Genomic DNA, 18,716 nt, shown 5'->3' with positions numbered 1-18,716 from the left:
CGCCCGTTCGAGTGCATCGCGTTACGTTCGCGTGATGCTCCGGATGTATCGCGACACGCTGTCCCTGCTCGGGCCGGTCCTGCCGGTCGTCTCCTTCCTCGGGCGGCTGCCGACCGCCATGTGCCAGCTCGGCAGCCTCCTCCTGGTCGCCGAGACCAGCGGCTCCCTGACCACCGCCGGTCTCGCCGGCGGCGCCCTCGCCGCCGGGCAGACGCTGGCCGGCCCGGTGATCGGACGGCTCGCCGACCGGCACGGCCAGCGGCCCGTGGTGCAGGCCGCCGCCCTCGCCAACGCGGTCGCCGTCACCGCCCTCGTGCTCGCCGCCCTCGACCGGGCCGGCACCGGCCCGCTCATGCTGCTCGGCGCGCTCGCCGGGGCCACCGTCCCGCAGATCGGCCCGCTCGCCCGGACCCGCTCGGTGAACCTGGCCCGCGCCGCCGGTGCCGACGACCGTGCCGTGGGCACCGTGCTCTCCTTCGAGGGCACCCTCGACGAGGTCTCCTTCGTCCTCGGCCCCGCCCTGGTCGGCCTGGCCGCCGCCGTCGCCCACCCGGCCGCCGCCCTGCTCACCGCCGCCGCGCTCCTCGCGGGCTGCGGCACCGCCTTCGCCCTGCACCCCACCGCCCGGCCGGCCACCGTCCGCGAGGCCACCCGTACGAGTGCCGCCGAACGGACGCGGCTGCCCGCCGCCACGTACGCCCTGCGGGTCACGATGGTCCTCCAGGGCGCCATGTTCGGCGCCTCCCAGGCAGGGATCACCGCCCTCACCGAACGGCTCGGCGCGCCCGGACAGGCCGGTCTGGTCTACGCCGCCATGGGCGTGACGAGCGCCGCCGCCGGGTTCGCGATGGCCGCCGTGCCCGCCCGGATCGGCCTGCCCACCCGCTGGCGCGCCGCCACCGCCGCCCTCGTGGTGCTCGCCGTGCCCCTGGTCCTCGTCGACACGCTGGGCGGGCTCTACGCGGGCGTCGTCGTCCTCGGCGTCGCCTACGCCCCGCACCTCATCACCGTCTTCGGCCTCACCGAGCGGACCGTGCCGGCCGCCCGGCTCGCCGAGTCCATGGCCTTCCTCACCAGCGGGATCGTCGGCGGCCAGGCCCTCGCGCTGGCCGGCTCCGCCCGGCTCGCCGACACGCACGGCGCCCCGGCCGCCTTCGCGGTGGCGGCCGGGGCGGCCGTGGCCTGCGCCGTGCTCTCCTGGGCGGTCCGGGTCCGTACGGACGGGGTCAGGCCGGCCGTCGCAGCACCGTCAGCGTGAGCGGGGCGAGCGCGACCCGCTCGCCGGCCGTCACCGTCGGGCCCGCCTCGGGCGGCATGCCCTCCGGGTGGGAGGTGTCCACCACGACCTTCCAGGACTCGCCGTGGCTGTCCGGGACCTCGAACTCCAGCTCCTGCGCGGAGGCGTTGAACATCAGCAGGAAGGAATCGTCGGAGATCCGCTCGCCCTGCGGGCCCGGCTCCGAGATCGCGTTGCCGTTGAGGAAGACGGTCAGTGCCTGGGCGTTGCCCGCCTGCCAGTCCCGGGCGGTCATCTCCCCGCCCTCGGGCGTGAACCAGGCGATGTCGGTGAGCTCGTCGTGGGTGCCCTCCACCGGCCGCCCGTGGAAGAAGCGGCGTCGCCGGAACACCGGATGGTCCCGGCGCAGCCGCACCATCGCCCGGGTGAACTCCAGCAGCGTGGCCTCCGGTTCGCCGCCGGGCTTCGGCCAGCGCACCCAGGAGACCTCGTTGTCCTGGCAGTAGGCGTTGTTGTTGCCGCCCTGGGTGCGCCCGAACTCGTCCCCGTGGCTGAGCATCGGGACGCCCTGCGACAGCATCAGCGTGGCCAGGAAGTTGCGCGTCTGGCGGGCCCGCAGCTCGCCGATCCCGATGTCGTCGCTGTCGCCCTCGACGCCGCAGTTCCAGGAGCGGTTGTGGCTCTCGCCGTCCCGGTTGCCCTCGCCGTTGGCCTCGTTGTGCTTGTCGTTGTACGAGACCAGGTCGCGCAGGGTGAAACCGTCGTGGCAGGTCACGAAGTTCACCGAGGCCAGCGGGCGCCGCCCGTCGTCCTGGTAGAGGTCGGAGGAGCCGGTCAGCCGGGAGGCGAACTCGGCCAGCGTCCGCGGCTCGCCGCGCCACAGGTCCCGCACGCAGTCCCGGTACTTGCCGTTCCACTCGGCCCACTGCGGCGGGAAGTTGCCCACCTGGTAGCCGCCCTCGCCCAGGTCCCAGGGCTCGGCGATCAGCTTCACCTGGCTGACCACCGGGTCCTGCTGCACCAGGTCGAAGAAGGACGACAGCCGGTCCACCTCGTGGAACTGCCGGGCCAGGGTGGCCGCCAGGTCGAAGCGGAAGCCGTCCACGTGCATCTCGGTCACCCAGTACCGCAGGCTGTCCATGATCAGCTGGAGCACGTGCGGGGACCGCATCAGCAGCGAGTTCCCGGTGCCGGTGGTGTCCGTGTAGTGCCGGGGATCGTTCCCCAGCCGGTAGTACGAGGGGTTGTCCAGGCCCCGGAACGAGAGCGTCGGGCCCAGGTGGTTGCCCTCGGCCGTGTGGTTGTAGACCACGTCGAGGATCACCTCGATGCCGGCCTGGTGCAGCGCCCGCACCGCCGACTTGAACTCCAGGACCTGCTGGCCCCGGTCGCCCCAGGAGGCGTAGGCGTTGTGCGGGGCGAAGAAGCCGATGGTGTTGTAGCCCCAGTAGTTCGACAGGCCCGCGTCCACCAGCCGGTGGTCGTTGACGAACTGGTGGACCGGCATCAACTCCAGAGCCGTGACGCCCAGTTCCTTCAGATGGCCGATGACCGACGGGTGCGCGAGCCCCGCGTAGGTGCCGCGCAGCTCCTCCGGAAGGTCCGGGTGGAGCATGGTCAGGCCCTTCACATGGGCCTCGTAGATCACCGTGTGGTGGTACTCGGTCCGCGGCCGCCGGTCGTCGCCCCAGTCGAAGTACGGGTTGACCACCACCGAGGTCATCGTGTCCGGCGCCGAGTCGAGGTCGTTGCGCGCGTCCGGCCGCCCGAAGGGGTAGCCGTACACCGACTCGCCCCACTTCACCGAGCCCGACACCGCACGCGCGTACGGGTCGAGCAGCAGCTTCGCCGGGTTGCAGCGCAGTCCGCGCTCCGGCGCGTACGGGCCGTGGACCCGGAAGCCGTACCGCTGGCCGGGCATCACGCCCGGCAGATAGGCGTGCCGCACGAACGCGTCCGTCTCGCGCAGCTCCACCGCCGTCTCCGAGCCGTCGTCGTGGACCAGACACAGCTCGATCCTGTGCGCGGCCTCCGAGAAGACCGCGAAATTCGTTCCCGCGCCGTCGTAGGTGGCGCCCAAGGGGTACGCCTGTCCCGGCCAGACCTGCATAGACGAACTCTTCCATTCCTGATCCGGCTGCAAGGGGTGTACTTCGGCCAGATCCTGCCCGAAAGAGGGGCAACCTCCTAGGACTTCGGCCCGTCCTACCGGGTGACCACAGAGAAATAGGGGAAATCCTGCTTCAAGGGGGGAAGTGTGTACGAAATAGTGCGCCGTCACCTGGGCAAGGTGGTGGCCGGTACGGCCATGGCGGTGACGGGGACCGCCATCGCCGTGGCGGTCGCGGTGCCCGGGAGTGCCGGGGCCGACGACGCTCCGCCGGGCCGCACCGCGGCCCAGGGCTCCCAGGCGGCCGGCGGGAGCGGACAGCAGGGCGGCGGCGCCGGTGACGCCGGGCCCCCGCCCGGCCCGGCGGCCCTCGCCTCGGCCCCGCCCGAGGGGGCGAAGGGCATCGGCACCGACCCGCTCACCGACGACGAGCTGCGCCGCGCCGAGGCCCTGGCCCTCACCCCGCCCGGGGCCGCCGCGCAGAAGAACGTCGAGGGCGGCCGCGGCCCCCAGCACCTCGCCACCGAGCTGGCCGACCCGCTGCCGGGCGAACAGTCCGGGGGCCCGCGCCGCGCCGAGGTCCGCTTCTACGACTACGGGCGCGACGAGCTCATCACCCGCACCGTCAACCTCGACACCGGCAAGGTCGAGCAGTCCGGCACCCAGCGCGGGGTGCAGCCCTCCGCCCATCCCGAGGAGCTCCGCGAGGCCCTGGGGCTCATCCTCGCGAGCCCGCTCGGCAAGGGCGTCAAGGAGGACTACAAGGACGCCACCGGCAAGGAGCTCACCTCCACCGGGCAGCTCTGGTTCAACGGCGACCTCTACCGCACCTACCGCGAGGCGGACGTGCCCCCGCAGCTCGCCGAGTGCGGAGAGCACCGCTGCGTACGGCTCGTCACCAAGGTGCTCAACGGCGCCTGGATCGACACCCGCAACCTGATCGTCGACCTCAGCGCCAGGACCGTCACCCGGGTCGGCTGACCACCGGCCCGGCACTCCCGGCTCCACCCCGGCGCCGGCCCCGAACCGGCCCGGAGACCACCCGCACATCCGTACCGAGGGAGTACGCACCCATGTCCGTACCGCGACTTCGGCGTGCCCGCAGGCGGGGCGCCGTCCTCGCCGCCGGCGCCCTGCTCGGCACCACCGTCGCCACCACCACCGCGGCCACCCCCGCCGGGGCCGCGCCCGCGCCCCCGCGTCCCGACTGCTCCGCCGCCTACCGCATCGAGTCGAAGCTGGACGGCGGCACCGTCTGGCGGATGTGCTGGCGCTACGACACCGACTCCGGGCTCGTCCTGGACAAGGTCACCTACCAGCCGCCCGGCGAGCCCGCCCCGATCCGGGTGCTCAACAGCGCCAAGCTGGCCCAGATCCACGTCCCGTACGACGACGGCAACGCCGAGTACGACGACCTCACCGGCGCCGGCTTCGGCTGGGGCCTGCAGAACCTGAAGCCCGGCGAGTGTCCCGGCGGCACCATCACCTCGGTGAAGGTCCCCGAGGTCGGCAAGGTCAACGGCCTGTGCACCACCACCCGGGCCCGCGGCCACGCCTACCGGATGGCCGCCGACGAGGGCGGCAAGGTCTGGCAGGCCCAGGGCAAGGACCTGCTCGTCTACACGGTGAACAAGGTCGGCTGGTACGAGTACATCACCGAGTGGCGGTTCTCCTCGGACGGCACCATAGGCGCCAACGTGGGCGCCACCGGCAGCCTCTCGCCCGTCGACTACAACGCCACCGACGGCCGCGGCTGGCCCATCGGCAAGGGCGCCCGCGACTACGCCACCAGCCACGCCCACAACGTCTTCTGGAAGCTGGACTTCGGACTGGACGGCAGCTCCAAGGGCCGGATCGAGCAGTACGACTCCAAGGTCACCCCGCCGGTCCGCGGCGGCAGCCCGACCGTGAAGACCACCCGCACCCCGGTCACCAGGGAACTCGCCGGGGACGCGAAGAACATGCGCTGGTGGCGGGTGGTGAGCGCGACCGGCAAGAACAAGGACGGACACGCCCGTTCGTACGAGATCGTGCCCGGCCACACCAACACCTACGCGGGCCGCCCGTTCACCAGGCACGACGTCTACTTCACCCAGGCGCGGGCCTGCGAGCAGTTCGCCAGCAACAACATCCTCAACTGCGGCCCGAACGCGCCCGACAGCGTGGACAAGTGGGTCAACGGCGAGACGCTGACCAATCCGGCCGTCTGGGTCAACATCGGGTTCCACCACATCGCCCGGGACGAGGACCAGCAGCCGATGCCGGTCCACTGGCAGGGCTTCCAGCTCGCGCCCAGGGACGTAACCGCTATGAATCCGCTCACTCCGGCCGATCTCGCCGGGCAGAACGGGGCGCCCCGGCAGCGCAGTTGAGCAACGACCCGGTCGATCCTGCTGCATCGCCTCCCGCTCCCGGAGTACCCTTCCTTGATCGTTGTCAGTGCGGGTGTCCGGGAGCAGAAGGCGGTGCGCGGGTGAGCTCGGGAGGTCTGGAGCTGCCCCCAGGGGACGCGGGTCACGAACCGGAGCCCGCGGATCCGGCGGACGTGCCGCCCGGCGCGGTCTCCGTCGCCCGCCCGGTGGAGATCGGTGCCGAGCTGGACTGGGGCGCGGAGGCGTGGAGCGAGGTGCGCACCCGGGCCCAGCGGGCCGGCCGCGCCTACATCTGGCTCAACCTCGTCGAGCAGCGGCTGCGGGCCGTCGTGGCGGCGGTGCTGCGGCCGGTCTACGAGCCGGTGCACGGCGAGGAGTGGGTGGTGGCCGCGGCCGGGCCGGCCGGGCAGGAGTGGGTCCAGCGGGCCGTGGCGGTCCGCGAGGTGTCGCGCCGCAAGGGCTATCTGCTGGACCCGGCCGACGACAACGTGCTCAGCTTCCTCACCCTCCCGCAGCTGCGGGAGCTGATGGTGCAGCACTGGCCCTGCTTCGAGCCGTACTTCGACGACCGGCGCGAGGTCGAACTGGCCCTGGACGAGCTGGAGGTGACGCGCAATGTCGTCTCCCGCAACCGGGCCCTTTCGCTGACCGTCCTCGCCCAGTCCGAGCGGGCCTCCGCCCGGCTCCTGGAGATCCTCGGCAGCGGGGCGGGGGTGCCCTCCGCCGACCGGCTGCCGGTCGACGCCGTCGAGGACCTGGTCGGCGACCGCTACGCCGACGTCGTCTCCGTCCACCCCGACCGGGTCAGGCTCCAGCGGCAGCTGCCCGCCGAGGACCTGTTCGGCGGGGCCCGGCGGCTCGACGCCACCGGCATAGGCCTGAACCTGCTGGTGCAGAACTTCTCCGGGCGCCGGATGATCCGGCTGGCCGAGTCCGGCTGCCGGATCAGGCTGCTCTTCCTCAACCCGGCCAGCAGCGCGGTCAAGCGGCGGGAGCGGGAACTCGGCCTCAAGAAGGGCGAGCTCAGCCGCTCGGTGGAGATGAACATCCTGCACATGCGCCGGGTCCGCTCCAAGCTGCGCGATCCCGGCGCCTTCCAGATCCACGTCTTCGACGAGACCCCGCGCTTCACCGCCTACCTGGTCGACGGGGACGGCCCGGACGGGGTGGGCGTCGTCCAGTCGTACCTGCGCAAGGCGCGCGGCATGGAGGCGCCGGTCCTGGTGCTGCGCGGCGGCGGGCGGAACGTGGTGCGCGCCGGGCACGGCCCCGACCGTGACGGAGAACACGGACTTTTCGCGACATACCGGGAGGAATTCGAGTCCGTGTGGCTCGATTCCCGGCCCGTCTCCTGACCCTTCGCGCCGCCGGAAGCCGCTCTCGGGCCGCCTTCGGGCCGCCCCCCGGCCGGATTGTCAGTGGCGCGTGCGAGGGTGTTCAGCACCACGGGGGAGATCACGTAAGGAGGACCCGATGGCTTGGCACGCGGAAATGCTGGTCGGCTTCGACCTGGAGACCACCGGCACCGAACCGCTGGAGGCCCGGATCGTCACGGCCTCGGTCGTCGCCGTCCACGGCGGCCGGGTGGTGCGTCGGCAGGACTGGCTCGCCGACCCCGGCATCCGCATCCCGGAGCAGGCCTCCGCGATCCACGGCATCAGCAGCGAGCGCGCGGCGGCCGAGGGCCGGCCGGTGCGCGAGGTCGCCGACGAGATCGCCGAGACCCTCACGGGGTACTGGCGGGAGGGCGTCCCGGTCGTCGCCTACAACGCCTCGTTCGACCTGACCCTGCTCTCCGCCGAGCTCCGCCGGCACGGACTGCCCTCGCTCGCCGAGCGGCTGGGCACCGACGGGGCGAGCCCGACGGGCCCGGTCGTCGATCCGTACACCATCGACCGGGCCGTCGACCGCTACCGGCGCGGCAAGCGCACCCTCGAAGCGGTCTGCGCCGAGTACGGGGTGGAGCTCACCGCCGCCCACCAGGCCGCCGCCGACGCCCTCGCCGCCGTGGAGGTGGCCGTCGCGATAGCCGGGCGGCACGCCTCGGTCGCCGCCCTCGCCCCCGCCGAGCTGCACGAGCGCCAGATCGGCTGGTACCGGGAGTGGGCCGAGGACTTCCAGGCCTTCCTGCGCCGCAAGGGCAGCGCCGACGCGGTGGTCGACCCGCTCTGGCCGCTGCGCACCCCGGCCCCGGTGGCGTCCTAGCCGTTCTCCTTCAGGAAGGAGAGCAGCAGCTCGTTGACCCGCTCCGGCTGGTCCAGCTGCAGCCAGTGGCCGGCGTCCTCCACCCGCTCGTAGCGCCAGGACCCGGCGACGTACGCGGCCGTGCCCGTCATCTGCGCCTCGGTGAGGAAGCGGTCGCCGGACGACCAGACACCCAGTACGGGGAGCTCCTCGGGCAGCCGCGGCAGCGGGAGCACGGGGGCGAACTGGACCTCGGCCGGCACGCCCGAGCGGTAGATGTTCAGCGCCGCCGTCAGCGCGCCCGGCACCCGCAGCCGCTCCAGGACGGCCTCCGCGTCGGGGTGCTCGCCGAGCATGTCGCGCAGGTGGGCGAAGTCGTCGTGGGACAGCCAGTTCTCGGCGACCTCCGGCAGCTGGAACAGCAGCATGTACCAGGAGCGCTGCCGCTGCTCCCAGCCCGCGTCCCGGATGGCCCCGAAGTGGCCGACGGACAGCAGGGACAGGCTCCGCACCAGGTCCGGCCGGACCTGGGCGAGGCCCTGGACGATGCCCGAGCCCCAGTCGTGGCCGACCACGTGGGCCCGGTCGATCTCCAGCCGGCCGAGCAGCTCCACCAGGTCGGCCGCCGAGGCCGCCGGTGAGTAGGCCTCCGGGCCGCCCTCCGGCCGGTCGGAGGCGCCGAAGCCCCGCAGGGTCGGCGCGACCGTCCGGTATCCGGCGGCGTTCAGCACGGGCACCTGGTGCCGCCACAGGTCATGGGCGTCCGGGAAGCCGTGCACCAGCAGCACGGCCGGCCCCTCGCCGCTCACCTCGACGTCCAGCGTGACGTCCGACAGCTCCACCCGCATCACAACACCCCGTTCCCGGAAGCCGGTTCGACAGGGGCTCATGATGTCAGCTCCCCTCTCAGAAGGGGTACCAGCGCACCTCCGGGTCGCCGTCCCGCAGCGAGGCGACCCGTCGCTCGAACTCGGCGAGCGCCTTCGGGTTCGTCGGCGCGTGCTGGGCCACCCAGGCGCAGCTCGCCGTCTCCCGCGCCCCGCGCAGCACGGCGCAGCCCTCCCACTCCCGCACGTCCCAGCCGTACGCCCCGGTGAAGGCGTCGTACGCGGCCGGGTCGAGGCCGTAGCGGTCGCGGGAGAGCGCCAGCACCACCAGGTCGTGCTCGCGCAGGTCCGAGGAGAAGGTCTCCAGGTCCACCAGCACCGGCCCCTCGGGCCCGACGTGGACGTTCCGGGGGAGCGCGTCGCCGTGGACCGGGCCGGGAGTCAGGTGCGGGACGAGCGCGGCCGCCGCCGGGGCGAAGGCGTCGCGGCGCTCGCGCAGGAAGGCCGCGTCGGCCGGGTCGATCGCGTCGCCCGCGAGCCGCAGCCAGCGCTCCACCCCGCCCAGCAGCTCCCGGCGCGGCAGGGTGAACCCGGCCGGTTCCGGCAGCGCGTGCACCAGCCGGAGCAGCGGGGCCAGGTCCCGGGGCTCGGTGGGCCGGACGGCGTCGGGCAGCCGGTGCCAGAGGGTGACCGGATGCCCCTCGGCCACCCGCGGCTTCGGCTCCGCCGCCCGCACGGCGGGGACGCCAGCCTCCTCCAGCCAGCCGGCCAGGGCCAGCTCCCGCTCGGCGCGCGGCAGCAGCTCGGCGTCCCGGCCGGCCTTGACCACCAGCCCGCCGAGGGCGAAGACCGCGTTCTCGCCCAGGGCGAGCAGCTCCGCGTCGGCCGCCCGCAGTCCGGCGGCGGCCAGGATCTCCCGTGCCCGCGCCTCGTCCATCGTTCTCTCCCCACAGCCGTTGCGTTTCCGCCAAAGTCTCGCATCCGCGCAGGTCGCCTTGACGAACCGACGGCCCCTCAGGACGATGACCGCCCTGGACAGCGTGACCGATGCGAGGCGGCGCGCCGGGCGGACCGGCTCCACCGGGTCCACCGGACCGGCCGCGCGAAGGGGGCAGGTCTGTGACCGTGACGACCGCGGACCGGCGGGCCTCAAGCCGCCGGACCACCGGCCGGAGCCCCGCCCGACGCCCCGGGTCCGGACTGCCGCACAGCCCCTGGTTCCTGGTGCTGCCCGCGCTGCTGCCGATCCTGCTGCTGAGCGCCGGCCCGATCCTCTACGGCATCGCGCTGGCCTTCACCGACGCCCAGTCCGGCCGCACCCGGGCCACGAGCTGGATCGGCACCCTCAACTTCCGGGACCTGCTCCACGACACCCTCTTCTGGGACTCCTTCCGCATCGGCCTGGTCTGGGCGGCCGGCGTCACGGTCCCGCAGTTCCTGCTCTCCCTCGGCCTCGCCCTGCTGCTCGACCAGAGGCTCCGGCTGCGCTGGCTGGCCCGGGCGCTGGCGATCGTCCCCTGGGCGATGCCCGAGGTCGTCGTCGGCATCATGTGGCGGCTGGTCTACCAGCCGGACGCGGGCATCCTCAACGAGACCCTGCGCGCCCTCGGCCTGGGCGAGGGCCGGGTCTGGCTCGGCGGACTCGCCACCGCCCTGCCCGCCGTCCTGGTGGTCGGCGTCTGGGCCGGCATGCCGCAGACCACCGTCGCCCTGCTGGCCGGACTCCAGAACACCCCGCGCGAGCTGCACGAGGCCGCCGCCCTGGACGGCGCCGGGGCCTGGCAGCGCTTCCGCACCGTCACCTGGCCCGCGCTGCGCCCGGTCGCCCTCGCCATCAGCGCGCTGAACCTCATCTGGAACCTCAACTCCTTCGCCCTGGTCTACGTGCTGACCGGCGGCGGACCCGGCGGCCGCACCCGGCTGCCCATGCTCTTCGCCTACGAGGAGGCCTTCCGCTACGGCCAGTTCGGCTACGCGGCCGCCATGGGCTGCGTGATGGTCGCGGTGGTCTCCGTGCTCCTCGCCCTGTATCTCGTCGGACGGCTGAAGGGGGACCAGGACCGGTGAGCGCCTTCCGCACCAGCGGGCCCGCGCGGTTCGGCCAGTACCTCGCGCTCCTCGCGTACCTGGTCTTCCTCGCCTTCCCCTTCCTGTGGCTGATCTCCACCGCCTTCAAGCCGGCCGCCGAGCTCGGCTCCCCGCACCCGAGCTGGATCCCGCGCGACCCCACGCTCGACAACTTCCGGCAGGCCTTCGACGAGCAGCCGCTGCTCCGGGCGGCCGGGAACAGCCTGCTCGCGGCGCTCGCCGCCGCCCTCGTCGCGGTCCTGGTCGCCACCCCCATGGCCTATGTGCTGGCCCGGCACCGCTCCCGGCTCACGGCCGCCGCCACCGGCTGGGTCGTGGTCAGCCAGGCCTTCCCCTTCGTGCTGCTGATCATCCCGCTCTTCCTCGTCCTGAAGAACCTGCGCCTGATCGACAGCCTGGCCGGCCTGACGGCGGTGTACGTGGTGTGGTCGCTGCCCTTCGCCCTGTGGATGCTCACCGGCTACGTCCGGGCCGTCCCCGTCGAGCTGGAGGAGGCCGCGGCCGTCGACGGCGCCGGACGGCTGCGCGTCCTCGTCTCGGTCACCGCCCCGCTGCTCGGCCCCGGCATCGTCGCCACCGCGCTCTTCGCCTTCGTCACCGCGTGGAACGAGTTCTTCTTCGCCCTCGTCCTGCTCAAGACCCCCGAGAAGCAGACCCTGCCCGTGGTCCTCACCCACTTCCTCGGCGCCGAGGGCGTCGCCGACCTCGGCCCGCTCGCCGCCGCGGCCTTCCTGGCCACCCTCCCCTCGCTCGTCGTCTTCGCCGTCATCCAGCGGCGGATCACCGGCGGCGTGATGGCCGGGGCGGTGAAGTCATGAGGTACGGGAAGCTGTTCACCGCCGCCGCGGCCGCGCTCACGCTGCTCCTCGCCGGCTGCTCGGGCCCGGACGGACGGGCCCCCGACGACGGCGTGATCCGGCTCCGCTTCCAGTCCCTCGCCTGGCAGCAGGAGTCCGTCGAGGCCAACAAGGAGCTGGTGCGGGAGTGGAACGCGGCCCACCCCGGCATCCAGGTCGACTACGTCCAGGGCAGCTGGGACTCCGTCCACGACCAGCTGCTCACCTCCTTCGAGGGCGGCGAGGCCCCCGACCTCGTCCACGACGCCTCCGACGACCTGGCCGACTTCGCCTACGGCGGCTACCTGGCGGACCTGCGCGGACTGCTGTCCGCCCGGCTGCGCGCCGACATCCCCGCGCGCAGCTGGGAGACGACCACCTTCGGGGACGGGATCTACGGCGTGCCGTTCCTCCAGGAACCGCGCGTGATCATGGCCAACCGGACGCTCCTGAGGCAGGCCGGCGTGCGCGTCCCCACTCCCGAACACCCTTGGAGCTGGGCGGAGTTCCGGCAGGTGGCCAGGGACCTGACGGCGGCGATGGGGAAGGGGCGGTACGCGGTCGCCTGGCCGTTGAAGGAGCCGGTCTCCGTCTCCCTCAACCTCGGCCTGTCCGCCGGCGGCCGGCTCTTCCACCGGGAGCCCGGCGGCAGGGCCGTGCTGCGCTTCGAGGACGGCGACGCCGTCGTGCCCGGCACCGTCCGGGCCATGGTGGACACCGACCGCACCGCCTCCCCGGCCACCCTCGGCAGCGGCGGCTCGGACACCCTGCCCGGCTTCTTCGGCGGGAAGTACGCGATGGTCCCGCTGGGCTTCTCGTACCGGCAGCAGATCGTCCGGCAGGCGCCGAAGGGCTTCGACTGGGTGGTGCTGCCCGCACCCGCGGGGGCCGGCGGGCTCGCCCAGGGCGTCAGCCCGCAGACCCTCTCCATCGCCGAGGACAGCCCGCACAAGAAGGAGGCCGCGCGGTTCCTCGACTTCTTCCTCCAGCCCCGCAACACGGTCCGGCTCGCGCGCGGCGACTGGATGCTCCCCACCTCCACCCGCGCCCTCGCCGACCCCGCCCTGCACACCCCCGCGTACGGCTGGGCCACCGGCGCGGCCGTCGCCCGGCACCTGAGCCCGGCGCCCGCCCCGCCGGTGCGCGGCTACCCGGAGTGGAAGGACAAGGTCGCCACCCCCGCGTTCCAGGAGTACTACAGCGGCGCCATCGACACGGCCGAGCTGAGGCGGCGGCTGGTGGACGACGGCAACCGGGTGCTGGCCCGCTACCAGCGGAATATGAAGTAGACGAGACGTATCGTCTCACCTAGGGTGGAGGGCATGACCACGACCCCCCGCTCGCACATCGCCATGTTCTCCATCGCCGCCCACGGGCACGTGAACCCCAGCCTCGACGTGATCCGCGAGCTCGTCGACCGGGGCCACCGGGTGAGCTACGCGATCCCCGCCGCCTTCGCCGAGAAGGTCGCCGCCACCGGCGCCACCCCCGTCGTCTACGGCTCGACCCTCCCGACCGACGACGACCCCGACGCGTGGGGCACCGAACTCATCGACCACCTCGAACCCTTCCTGGCCGACGCGATCCAGGCGCTCCCGCAGCTCGACGCGGCCTTCGCGGACGACCGGCCCGACCTGGTGCTGCACGACATCACCTCGTACCCCGCCCGCGTCCTCGCCCACACCTGGGGCGTCCCCGCCGTCTCGCTCTGGCCGAACCTCGTCCCCTGGGAGGGGTACGAGGAGGAGGTCGCCGAGCCGATGTACGCGGAGCTCAAGGCCTCGCCGCGCGGCCGGGCGTACTACTCCCGCTTCACCGCGTGGCTCACCGCGCACGGCGTCCGCACCCACCCCGACCCGTTCGTGGGCCGCCCCCGGCGCGGGATCGTGCTCATCCCCAAGGCGCTCCAGCCGCAGGCCGACCGGGTCGACGAGTCCGTCTTCAGCTTCGTCGGCGCCTGCCGGAGCGAGCGCGCCGAGGCGGGGGAGTGGCGCCGCCCCGAGGGGGGCCGGAAGCTGCTCCTGGTCTCGCTCGGCTCCTCCTTCACCAAGCGGCCGGCCTTCTACCGGGCCTGCGCCGAGGCCTTCGGCGGGCTCGACGACTGGCACGTCGTGCTCCAGATCGGGAAGTTCGTCGACCCGGCCGAACTCGGCGAGCTCCCGGACAACGTCGAGGTGCACTCCTGGGTCCCGCAGCGGGCGATCCTGGCCGAGGCCGACGCCTTCGTCACCCACGCCGGCGCGGGTGGCAGTCAGGAGGGCCTGGCGACGGCGACCCCGATGGTCGCCGTGCCGCAGGCCGTCGACCAGTTCGGCAACGCCGACATGCTCCAGGCGCTCGGCGTCGCCCGCCACCTGCCGATGGAGGAGGTCACCCCCGAGCGGCTGCGCGAGGCCGTGCTCGGGCTCGTCGCCGACCCCGAGGTCGCCCGCCGGGCCCGGGCGATCCAGGAGGCGATGGCCCGCGAGGGCGGCACCCGGCGCGCGGCCGACCTCGTCGAGGCGGAACTCCCCTAACGCCCCGATTTGTTATTACGAAACGTTGTTGAATAAGTCACAGCTGCGTGGAGGCCTTGAAGAGACCCCCGCCCATCGGCCAGGGTTTCGGCCAGCTACCGGAGAGCACCGTTCCAGTGGCCCCCACGGCCGGCGGCCGTCGTGCCCTCCCCCACGGGGCGCGGCGGCCGCCCTAGGGTGTGGACATGACGACGACGTACGCGGCCCTGCTCCGCGGGATCAACGTGAGCGGACGCAACAAGGTCCCCATGGCAGAGCTCCGTTCCGTCCTCGAAGGACTCGGCCACCGCGAGGTGCGCACCTACCTGCAGAGCGGCAACGCCGTCTTCACCACGGGCGATGAGGCCTCCGAAGGCACCGAGGACGAGCTCGCCGCCGCCCTCGAAGCCGCGATCGAACGGCACTTCGGCTTCCGCGTGCCCTGCCTCGTCCGCGACCACGCCTACCTCTCCGCCGTCGCCGAGGCCTGCCCCTTCCCCGCCGCCGAACTGGAGGGCAGGCAGCTGCACGCCCTCTACTACTCCGCGCCCGTCACGGCGGAACGCTTCGCCGCGATCGACCAGGAGGCCTTCCGGCCGGAGGCGTTCGCCCTCGGCGACCGGGTCCTCTACCTCTACGCCCCCGGCGGCCTCGGCACCTCCAAGCTCGGCGAGGCCGTCTCCCGGCCCTCCCTGTACAAGGACGTCACCGTCACCGCCCGCAACTGGAACACGGTCGCCAAACTCGTCGAGCTGACCGCCCCCGAGCACTGAGTGGCCCAGTCCGGCGGCACGCCAATGGCCCGGTCCGGCGGGCCACCGGCTGACTAGGGTTGCTCCCATGACGACCACCGTGGACTTCTACTTCGACCCCGCCTGCCCCTTCGCCTGGATCACCTCGCGCTGGATCCTCGAAGTCGAGCGGCACCGCGACCTCGACCTGCGCTTCCGCGTGATGAGTCTCTACCTCCACAACGAGGGCAACGAACTCCCCGACTGGTACCGCACCCTCGTCGACGCCTCCATCGGCCCCGTCCGGGTCGCCGCCGCCGCGGCCGAACAGCACGGCGAGGAGATCCTGCGCCCGCTCTACACGGCCTACGGCACCCGCATCCACGAGCGGAAGAACAAGGACTTCGACGCCGTGACCGCCGAGTCCCTCGCCGAGCTCGGCCTGCCCGCCGCCCTCGCCGAGGCCGCCCACGACCCCGCGTACGACGAGGCCGTCCGCCGCAGCCACGACGCCGGCAAGGACCCCGAGGCCGGGGCCTACGTCGGCACCCCCACCCTGCACGTCGACGGCACCGCCTGGTTCGGCCCGGTGCTGCGGGCCATCCCGCGCGGCGAACGGGCCGCCGAGCTCTTCGACAGCTACCGCGTGCTCACCGCCCACCCCGACCTCTTCGAGCTCAAGCGCACCCGCACCGGCGGCCTCGACTTCGCGTAGCCCCGCGCCCCGCCGGAGCCGCCGGCCGCCCCTGTCGCGAAACTTCAAGACCGGGCCGGGCGGCCCTCCGTAACGTCGACGGCATGAACGAGATCCACGCACACCTCACCGTCTGCGCCGCCGAAGCCGCCCGCGTCACCCGCGGGGTCACCCCGGGGCAGCTCACCGAGCCGTCGGTCTGCGCCGACTGGACGGTCCGCGAACTCGCCAACCACCTCGTCCTCTACAGCGCGCACGGCCTCGAACACCGCGCCCTGCGCACCCCGCTGCCCGAGGAGACCGTCCAGCGCGACTTCACCGCCGAGGCCGACTGGCCCGAGCGGTACGCCGCCCAGCTCGACCGGGCGCTCGCCGCCTGGGCGAAGCCCGAGGCGTGGGAGGGCGAGGTCGACCTCGGCGGCACCCTCATCGCGGCCCCCGAGATCGCCTCGCTCCTCGTCAAGGAACTCGCCCTGCACGGCTGGGACCTGGCCGAGTCCACCGGCGGGCGGTTCGCGGTCCCCGAGGACACCGCGGCCTTCCTGCTCGACGTCGTCGAGCGGTACGCGGAGGTCTTCCGGCAGTACGAGGGCTTCGCCGCACCGGTCGCCGTCCCCGACGGCGCCGACGCCTTCACCCGCGCCCTGGCCCTCAGCGGCCGGACGCCGGCCTGATCCGAACGACCGGGGCTAGCCGGCGGCGGCCGTGAGCCGGTCGGCCGCGGCGGTCGCGTACCGCTCCAGGAGCAGCCGGGCCAGCTCGGGGGAGGGGCCGAGGACGTCCGCGAGGACCTCGGCACCGGCCGCGCCCGCCGCGATCCGGTCCGGGAGGCGGCCCGGCGCGATCACGTACGGGGCCACGGCCACCCGGCGGACGCCCGGATCGGCCCGGAGGGCCCGTACGGCCTCCTCCGTCCGGGGAAGGGATGCGGAGGCGAACGCAGGCCGCACGGAGCACCAACCGGTGCGCCGCAGCTCCCGCGCCGTTTCTGCGATCACTGCGATCGCCTCCGGGTCTGTGGAGCCCGCCGAGGCCAGGACGACCCCGGTCGAACCCTTGTCGCCGGGCGTGAGCCCGGCCTCGTACAGCCGCCGTTCCACCGCCGCGATCAGCAGCGGCGAGGGGCCGAGGACCTCCGCCTGCCGGACCCGCAGCCCGGCCGGTGCCTGCCGCAGCACGGCGGGGATGTCGGCCTTCGCGTGGAAGGCGCGGGTCAGCAGCAGCGGCAGCGCCACCACCTCCCGCACCCCGTCGGCGGCGAGCCGGTCCAGCACCCCCGGCACCGAGGGCAGGTTGAAGTCCAGGAAGGCCGTCTCCACCCGCAGCCCCGCCCGCAGCGCGCCGGCCCCGCGCACCAGCGCCTGGACGGTCGCCGCGTGCCGCGGGTCGCGGCTGCCGTGGGCGATGACGAGGAGGACGGGATCGTTCACGGTGCTCAGGCCTTCACCAGCAGGCCGCGGCGGCGCAGGACGGCACGCTCCACCGGGCTGAAGACCAGCAGGTCGATGGCGACACCGACCAGCAGGATCAGGAAGATCGCCAGGAAGATCCCCGGCATGTCGAAGTTGTTGCGCCCGTTCTCCAGGAGCTGGCCCAGGCCGAGACCCAGGTCGGGGGAGGAGGCGATGATCTCCGCCGCCATGAGCGAGCGCCACGAGAACGCCCAGCCCTGCTTGAGGCCCGCGAGGTAGCCGGGCAGCGCGGCCGGCATCACGATGTGCCAGGCGCCCCTGAGGCCGGTGGCGCCGAGCGTCCGCCCGGCCCGCAGGAACAGCGGCGGCACCTGGTCCACGCCGGCCACCAGGCCGTTGGCGATGGACGGGACGGCACCGAGCAGGATCACCGCGAACATCATGCTGTCGTTGAGACCCAGCCACAGCACGGCCGGGGCCACCCAGGCGACCGAGGGCAGCGACTGCAGGCCGGACAGGATCGGGCCGATCGCCGTCCGCACCACGCCCACCCGGGCGACCAGCAGCCCCAGCGGGGTGCCGATCGCGAGGGCGAGGAGGAAGCCCAGCAGGGCCCGGGACACGCTGGTCCACAGGACGTCGAGGAGGGTGCCCTCCAGCCACATCGTGGACAGGCTGTCCCACACGGCGCCGGGCGAGGGCAGCTTGCCCTCGTCGGCGACCTTCGCGGACACCAGGATCTGCCACACCACCAGGACCAGCACGATGGCGAGGACCGGCGGCAGGACCTTCTTCAGGAGGACCTCGCGCACCGGGGCCCGGCGGACCTGGACGCTGTCGAGCGCGTCGAGCCCGGCCTCCAGACCGGCCAGGTCGTCGGTCTTGACCCGCTCGGCGGGCGGCGTCGTCTCAGTGCTGGCCATGGCGGCGGATCTCCCCACGCAGTTCTTCGGTGATCTCGACGGACAGCTCCGCCACGGCGGCGTCCTCGATGCGGCGCGGCTGCGGAATGTCGATGGTCCACTCGCGGGCGATCCGGCCCGGCCGGGAGGACAGCAGGACGACGCGCTCGGCCAGCCGCACGGCCTCGCGCACGTTGTGGGTGACGAAGAGGACGGAGAGCCGGGTCTCCCGCCAGATCCGGGTGAGCTCGTCGTGCAGCACGTCCCGGGTGATCGCGTCGAGCGCGGCGAACGGCTCGTCCATCAGCAGCAGGTCGCTGTCCTGGGCGAGCGCCCGGGCCAGCGCGACGCGCTGCCGCATGCCGCCGGACAGCTCGTGGACGCGCTTGCCGTACGAGCCGCCCAGCCGCACCAGTTCGAGCAGCCGCTCGGCCTCCGGGCGGCGCTCGGCCTTCGGCAGCCCGCGCAGCTTCAGCGCGAGCTCGATGTTCTTGCCCGCGGTGAGCCACGGGAAGAGGGCGTGCTCCTGGAACATCAGGGCCGGCCGGCCGCCGGGGGTCTCGATGGACCCCGCGGACGGCCGGTCGAGCCCGGCGACCAGGTTGAGCAGGGTGGACTTGCCGCAGCCCGAGGCCCCCAGGAGGGTGACGAACTCGCCCGGCGCGACATCCAGCGAGATGTCGTCGAGGACGAGCTGCCCGCCGGCGGGACCGCCGAAGGACTTCGAGACGTGCTCGATGCGCGCGGCGTGACCGACCGCGCCGACGCGGTCCTCGGCCTTGGCGAGCGTCGTGGTCGTGGCCATGGTCGTCACCTCCTGGGGAGAGC

18 protein-coding genes are annotated in these 18,716 nt (G+C 73.4%); 12 read left to right on the top strand and 6 right to left on the bottom strand.

What is annotated here, in order from left to right; translation table 11 throughout:
- Positions 1-43 precede the first annotated feature (43 nt).
- A complete protein-coding gene (locus ABD981_RS35170) occupies positions 44-1,258 on the top strand; it encodes an MFS transporter (RefSeq protein ID WP_046908417.1) in 1,215 nt (404 codons plus the stop codon).
- On the opposite strand, the gene glgX is transcribed toward ABD981_RS35170, so the two are convergent.
- On the bottom strand, positions 1,227-3,347 hold the full coding sequence (gene glgX, locus ABD981_RS35165; protein WP_046908358.1) for a glycogen debranching protein GlgX: 2,121 nt from the start codon (positions 3,345-3,347) through the stop codon (positions 1,227-1,229). The two genes, ABD981_RS35170 and glgX, sit on opposite strands and share 32 nt — an antisense overlap.
- Before the next feature lie 147 nt (positions 3,348-3,494).
- Between glgX and ABD981_RS35160 the strand changes: the two genes are divergently transcribed.
- The 4 genes from ABD981_RS35160 to ABD981_RS35145 all read left to right on the top strand — a co-directional run bounded on the left by ABD981_RS35160 (position 3,495) and on the right by ABD981_RS35145 (position 7,924).
- Positions 3,495-4,328, top strand: coding sequence for a Tat pathway signal sequence domain protein (locus ABD981_RS35160; RefSeq protein WP_123954554.1), 834 nt, complete (start codon positions 3,495-3,497; stop codon positions 4,326-4,328).
- 92 nt (positions 4,329-4,420) lie between these two features.
- Complete coding sequence (locus ABD981_RS35155) at positions 4,421-5,719, top strand: copper amine oxidase (RefSeq protein ID WP_046908359.1); 1,299 nt, start codon at positions 4,421-4,423, stop codon at positions 5,717-5,719.
- A 101-nt stretch (positions 5,720-5,820) separates the two neighbouring features.
- A complete protein-coding gene (locus tag ABD981_RS35150) occupies positions 5,821-7,074 on the top strand; it encodes an SAV2148 family HEPN domain-containing protein (RefSeq protein WP_046908360.1) in 1,254 nt (417 codons plus the stop codon).
- Positions 7,075-7,192: 118 nt separating this feature from the next.
- Entirely contained in the window at positions 7,193-7,924 is a 732-nt protein-coding gene (locus ABD981_RS35145) for a 3'-5' exonuclease (RefSeq protein WP_046908361.1), read from the top strand.
- Here ABD981_RS35145 and ABD981_RS35140 read toward each other — a convergent pair.
- Positions 7,921-8,793 carry an alpha/beta fold hydrolase gene (locus ABD981_RS35140; protein ID WP_046908362.1) on the bottom strand — a complete coding sequence of 291 codons (873 nt, stop codon included), beginning with the start codon at positions 8,791-8,793 and terminating at the stop codon, positions 7,921-7,923. The genes ABD981_RS35145 and ABD981_RS35140 overlap by 4 nt on opposite strands.
- A 16-nt stretch (positions 8,794-8,809) precedes the next feature.
- On the bottom strand, positions 8,810-9,667 hold the full coding sequence (locus ABD981_RS35135; RefSeq protein ID WP_046908363.1) for a phosphotransferase: 858 nt from the start codon (positions 9,665-9,667) through the stop codon (positions 8,810-8,812).
- A gap of 110 nt (positions 9,668-9,777) precedes the next feature.
- Between ABD981_RS35135 and ABD981_RS35130 the strand changes: the two genes are divergently transcribed.
- From ABD981_RS35130 to ABD981_RS35100, 7 genes are all read left to right on the top strand, one after another.
- The gene (locus tag ABD981_RS35130) at positions 9,778-10,797 is read left to right on the top strand and encodes a carbohydrate ABC transporter permease (RefSeq protein ID WP_123954556.1); all 1,020 of its coding nucleotides are present in this window, start codon (positions 9,778-9,780) and stop codon (positions 10,795-10,797) included.
- On the top strand, positions 10,794-11,636 hold the full coding sequence (locus ABD981_RS35125) for a carbohydrate ABC transporter permease (RefSeq protein ID WP_046908365.1): 843 nt from the start codon (positions 10,794-10,796) through the stop codon (positions 11,634-11,636). Before ABD981_RS35130 ends, ABD981_RS35125 begins: the two co-directional genes overlap by 4 nt.
- Positions 11,633-12,943 carry an ABC transporter substrate-binding protein gene (locus tag ABD981_RS35120; RefSeq protein ID WP_046908366.1) on the top strand — a complete coding sequence of 437 codons (1,311 nt, stop codon included), beginning with the start codon at positions 11,633-11,635 and terminating at the stop codon, positions 12,941-12,943. Before ABD981_RS35125 ends, ABD981_RS35120 begins: the two co-directional genes overlap by 4 nt.
- Positions 12,944-12,976: 33 nt before the next feature.
- Positions 12,977-14,170, top strand: coding sequence for a macrolide-inactivating glycosyltransferase (mgt, locus tag ABD981_RS35115; RefSeq protein ID WP_046908367.1), 1,194 nt, complete (start codon positions 12,977-12,979; stop codon positions 14,168-14,170).
- Between the two features lie 185 nt (positions 14,171-14,355).
- A complete protein-coding gene (locus ABD981_RS35110) occupies positions 14,356-14,922 on the top strand; it encodes a DUF1697 domain-containing protein (RefSeq protein WP_046908368.1) in 567 nt (188 codons plus the stop codon).
- 67 nt (positions 14,923-14,989) lie between these two features.
- A complete protein-coding gene (locus ABD981_RS35105) occupies positions 14,990-15,595 on the top strand; it encodes a mycothiol-dependent nitroreductase Rv2466c family protein (protein WP_046908369.1) in 606 nt (201 codons plus the stop codon).
- A gap of 83 nt (positions 15,596-15,678) precedes the next feature.
- On the top strand, positions 15,679-16,248 hold the full coding sequence (locus ABD981_RS35100) for a TIGR03086 family metal-binding protein (protein ID WP_046908370.1): 570 nt from the start codon (positions 15,679-15,681) through the stop codon (positions 16,246-16,248).
- Between the two features lie 15 nt (positions 16,249-16,263).
- Here ABD981_RS35100 and ABD981_RS35095 read toward each other — a convergent pair whose 3' ends face one another.
- The 3 genes from ABD981_RS35095 to ABD981_RS35085 are packed head-to-tail and all read right to left on the bottom strand — an operon-like array spanning position 16,264 to position 18,693.
- Positions 16,264-17,004, bottom strand: coding sequence for a sirohydrochlorin chelatase (locus ABD981_RS35095; protein WP_046908371.1), 741 nt, complete (start codon positions 17,002-17,004; stop codon positions 16,264-16,266).
- Positions 17,005-17,009: 5 nt separating this feature from the next.
- Positions 17,010-17,909, bottom strand: coding sequence for an ABC transporter permease (locus ABD981_RS35090; RefSeq protein WP_046908372.1), 900 nt, complete (start codon positions 17,907-17,909; stop codon positions 17,010-17,012).
- A complete protein-coding gene (locus ABD981_RS35085) occupies positions 17,896-18,693 on the bottom strand; it encodes an ABC transporter ATP-binding protein (protein ID WP_046908373.1) in 798 nt (265 codons plus the stop codon). The genes ABD981_RS35090 and ABD981_RS35085 overlap by 14 nt, the downstream gene beginning before the upstream one ends.
- Positions 18,694-18,716: the final 23 nt, after the last annotated feature.

Origin of the sequence: Streptomyces showdoensis, from assembly GCF_039535475.1 — a bacterium.
Classification (GTDB): domain Bacteria; phylum Actinomycetota; class Actinomycetes; order Streptomycetales; family Streptomycetaceae; genus Streptomyces; species Streptomyces showdoensis.
The sequence above is the reverse complement of the archived record's forward strand: the minus strand, read 5'-3'. Positions and strand labels throughout refer to the sequence as shown.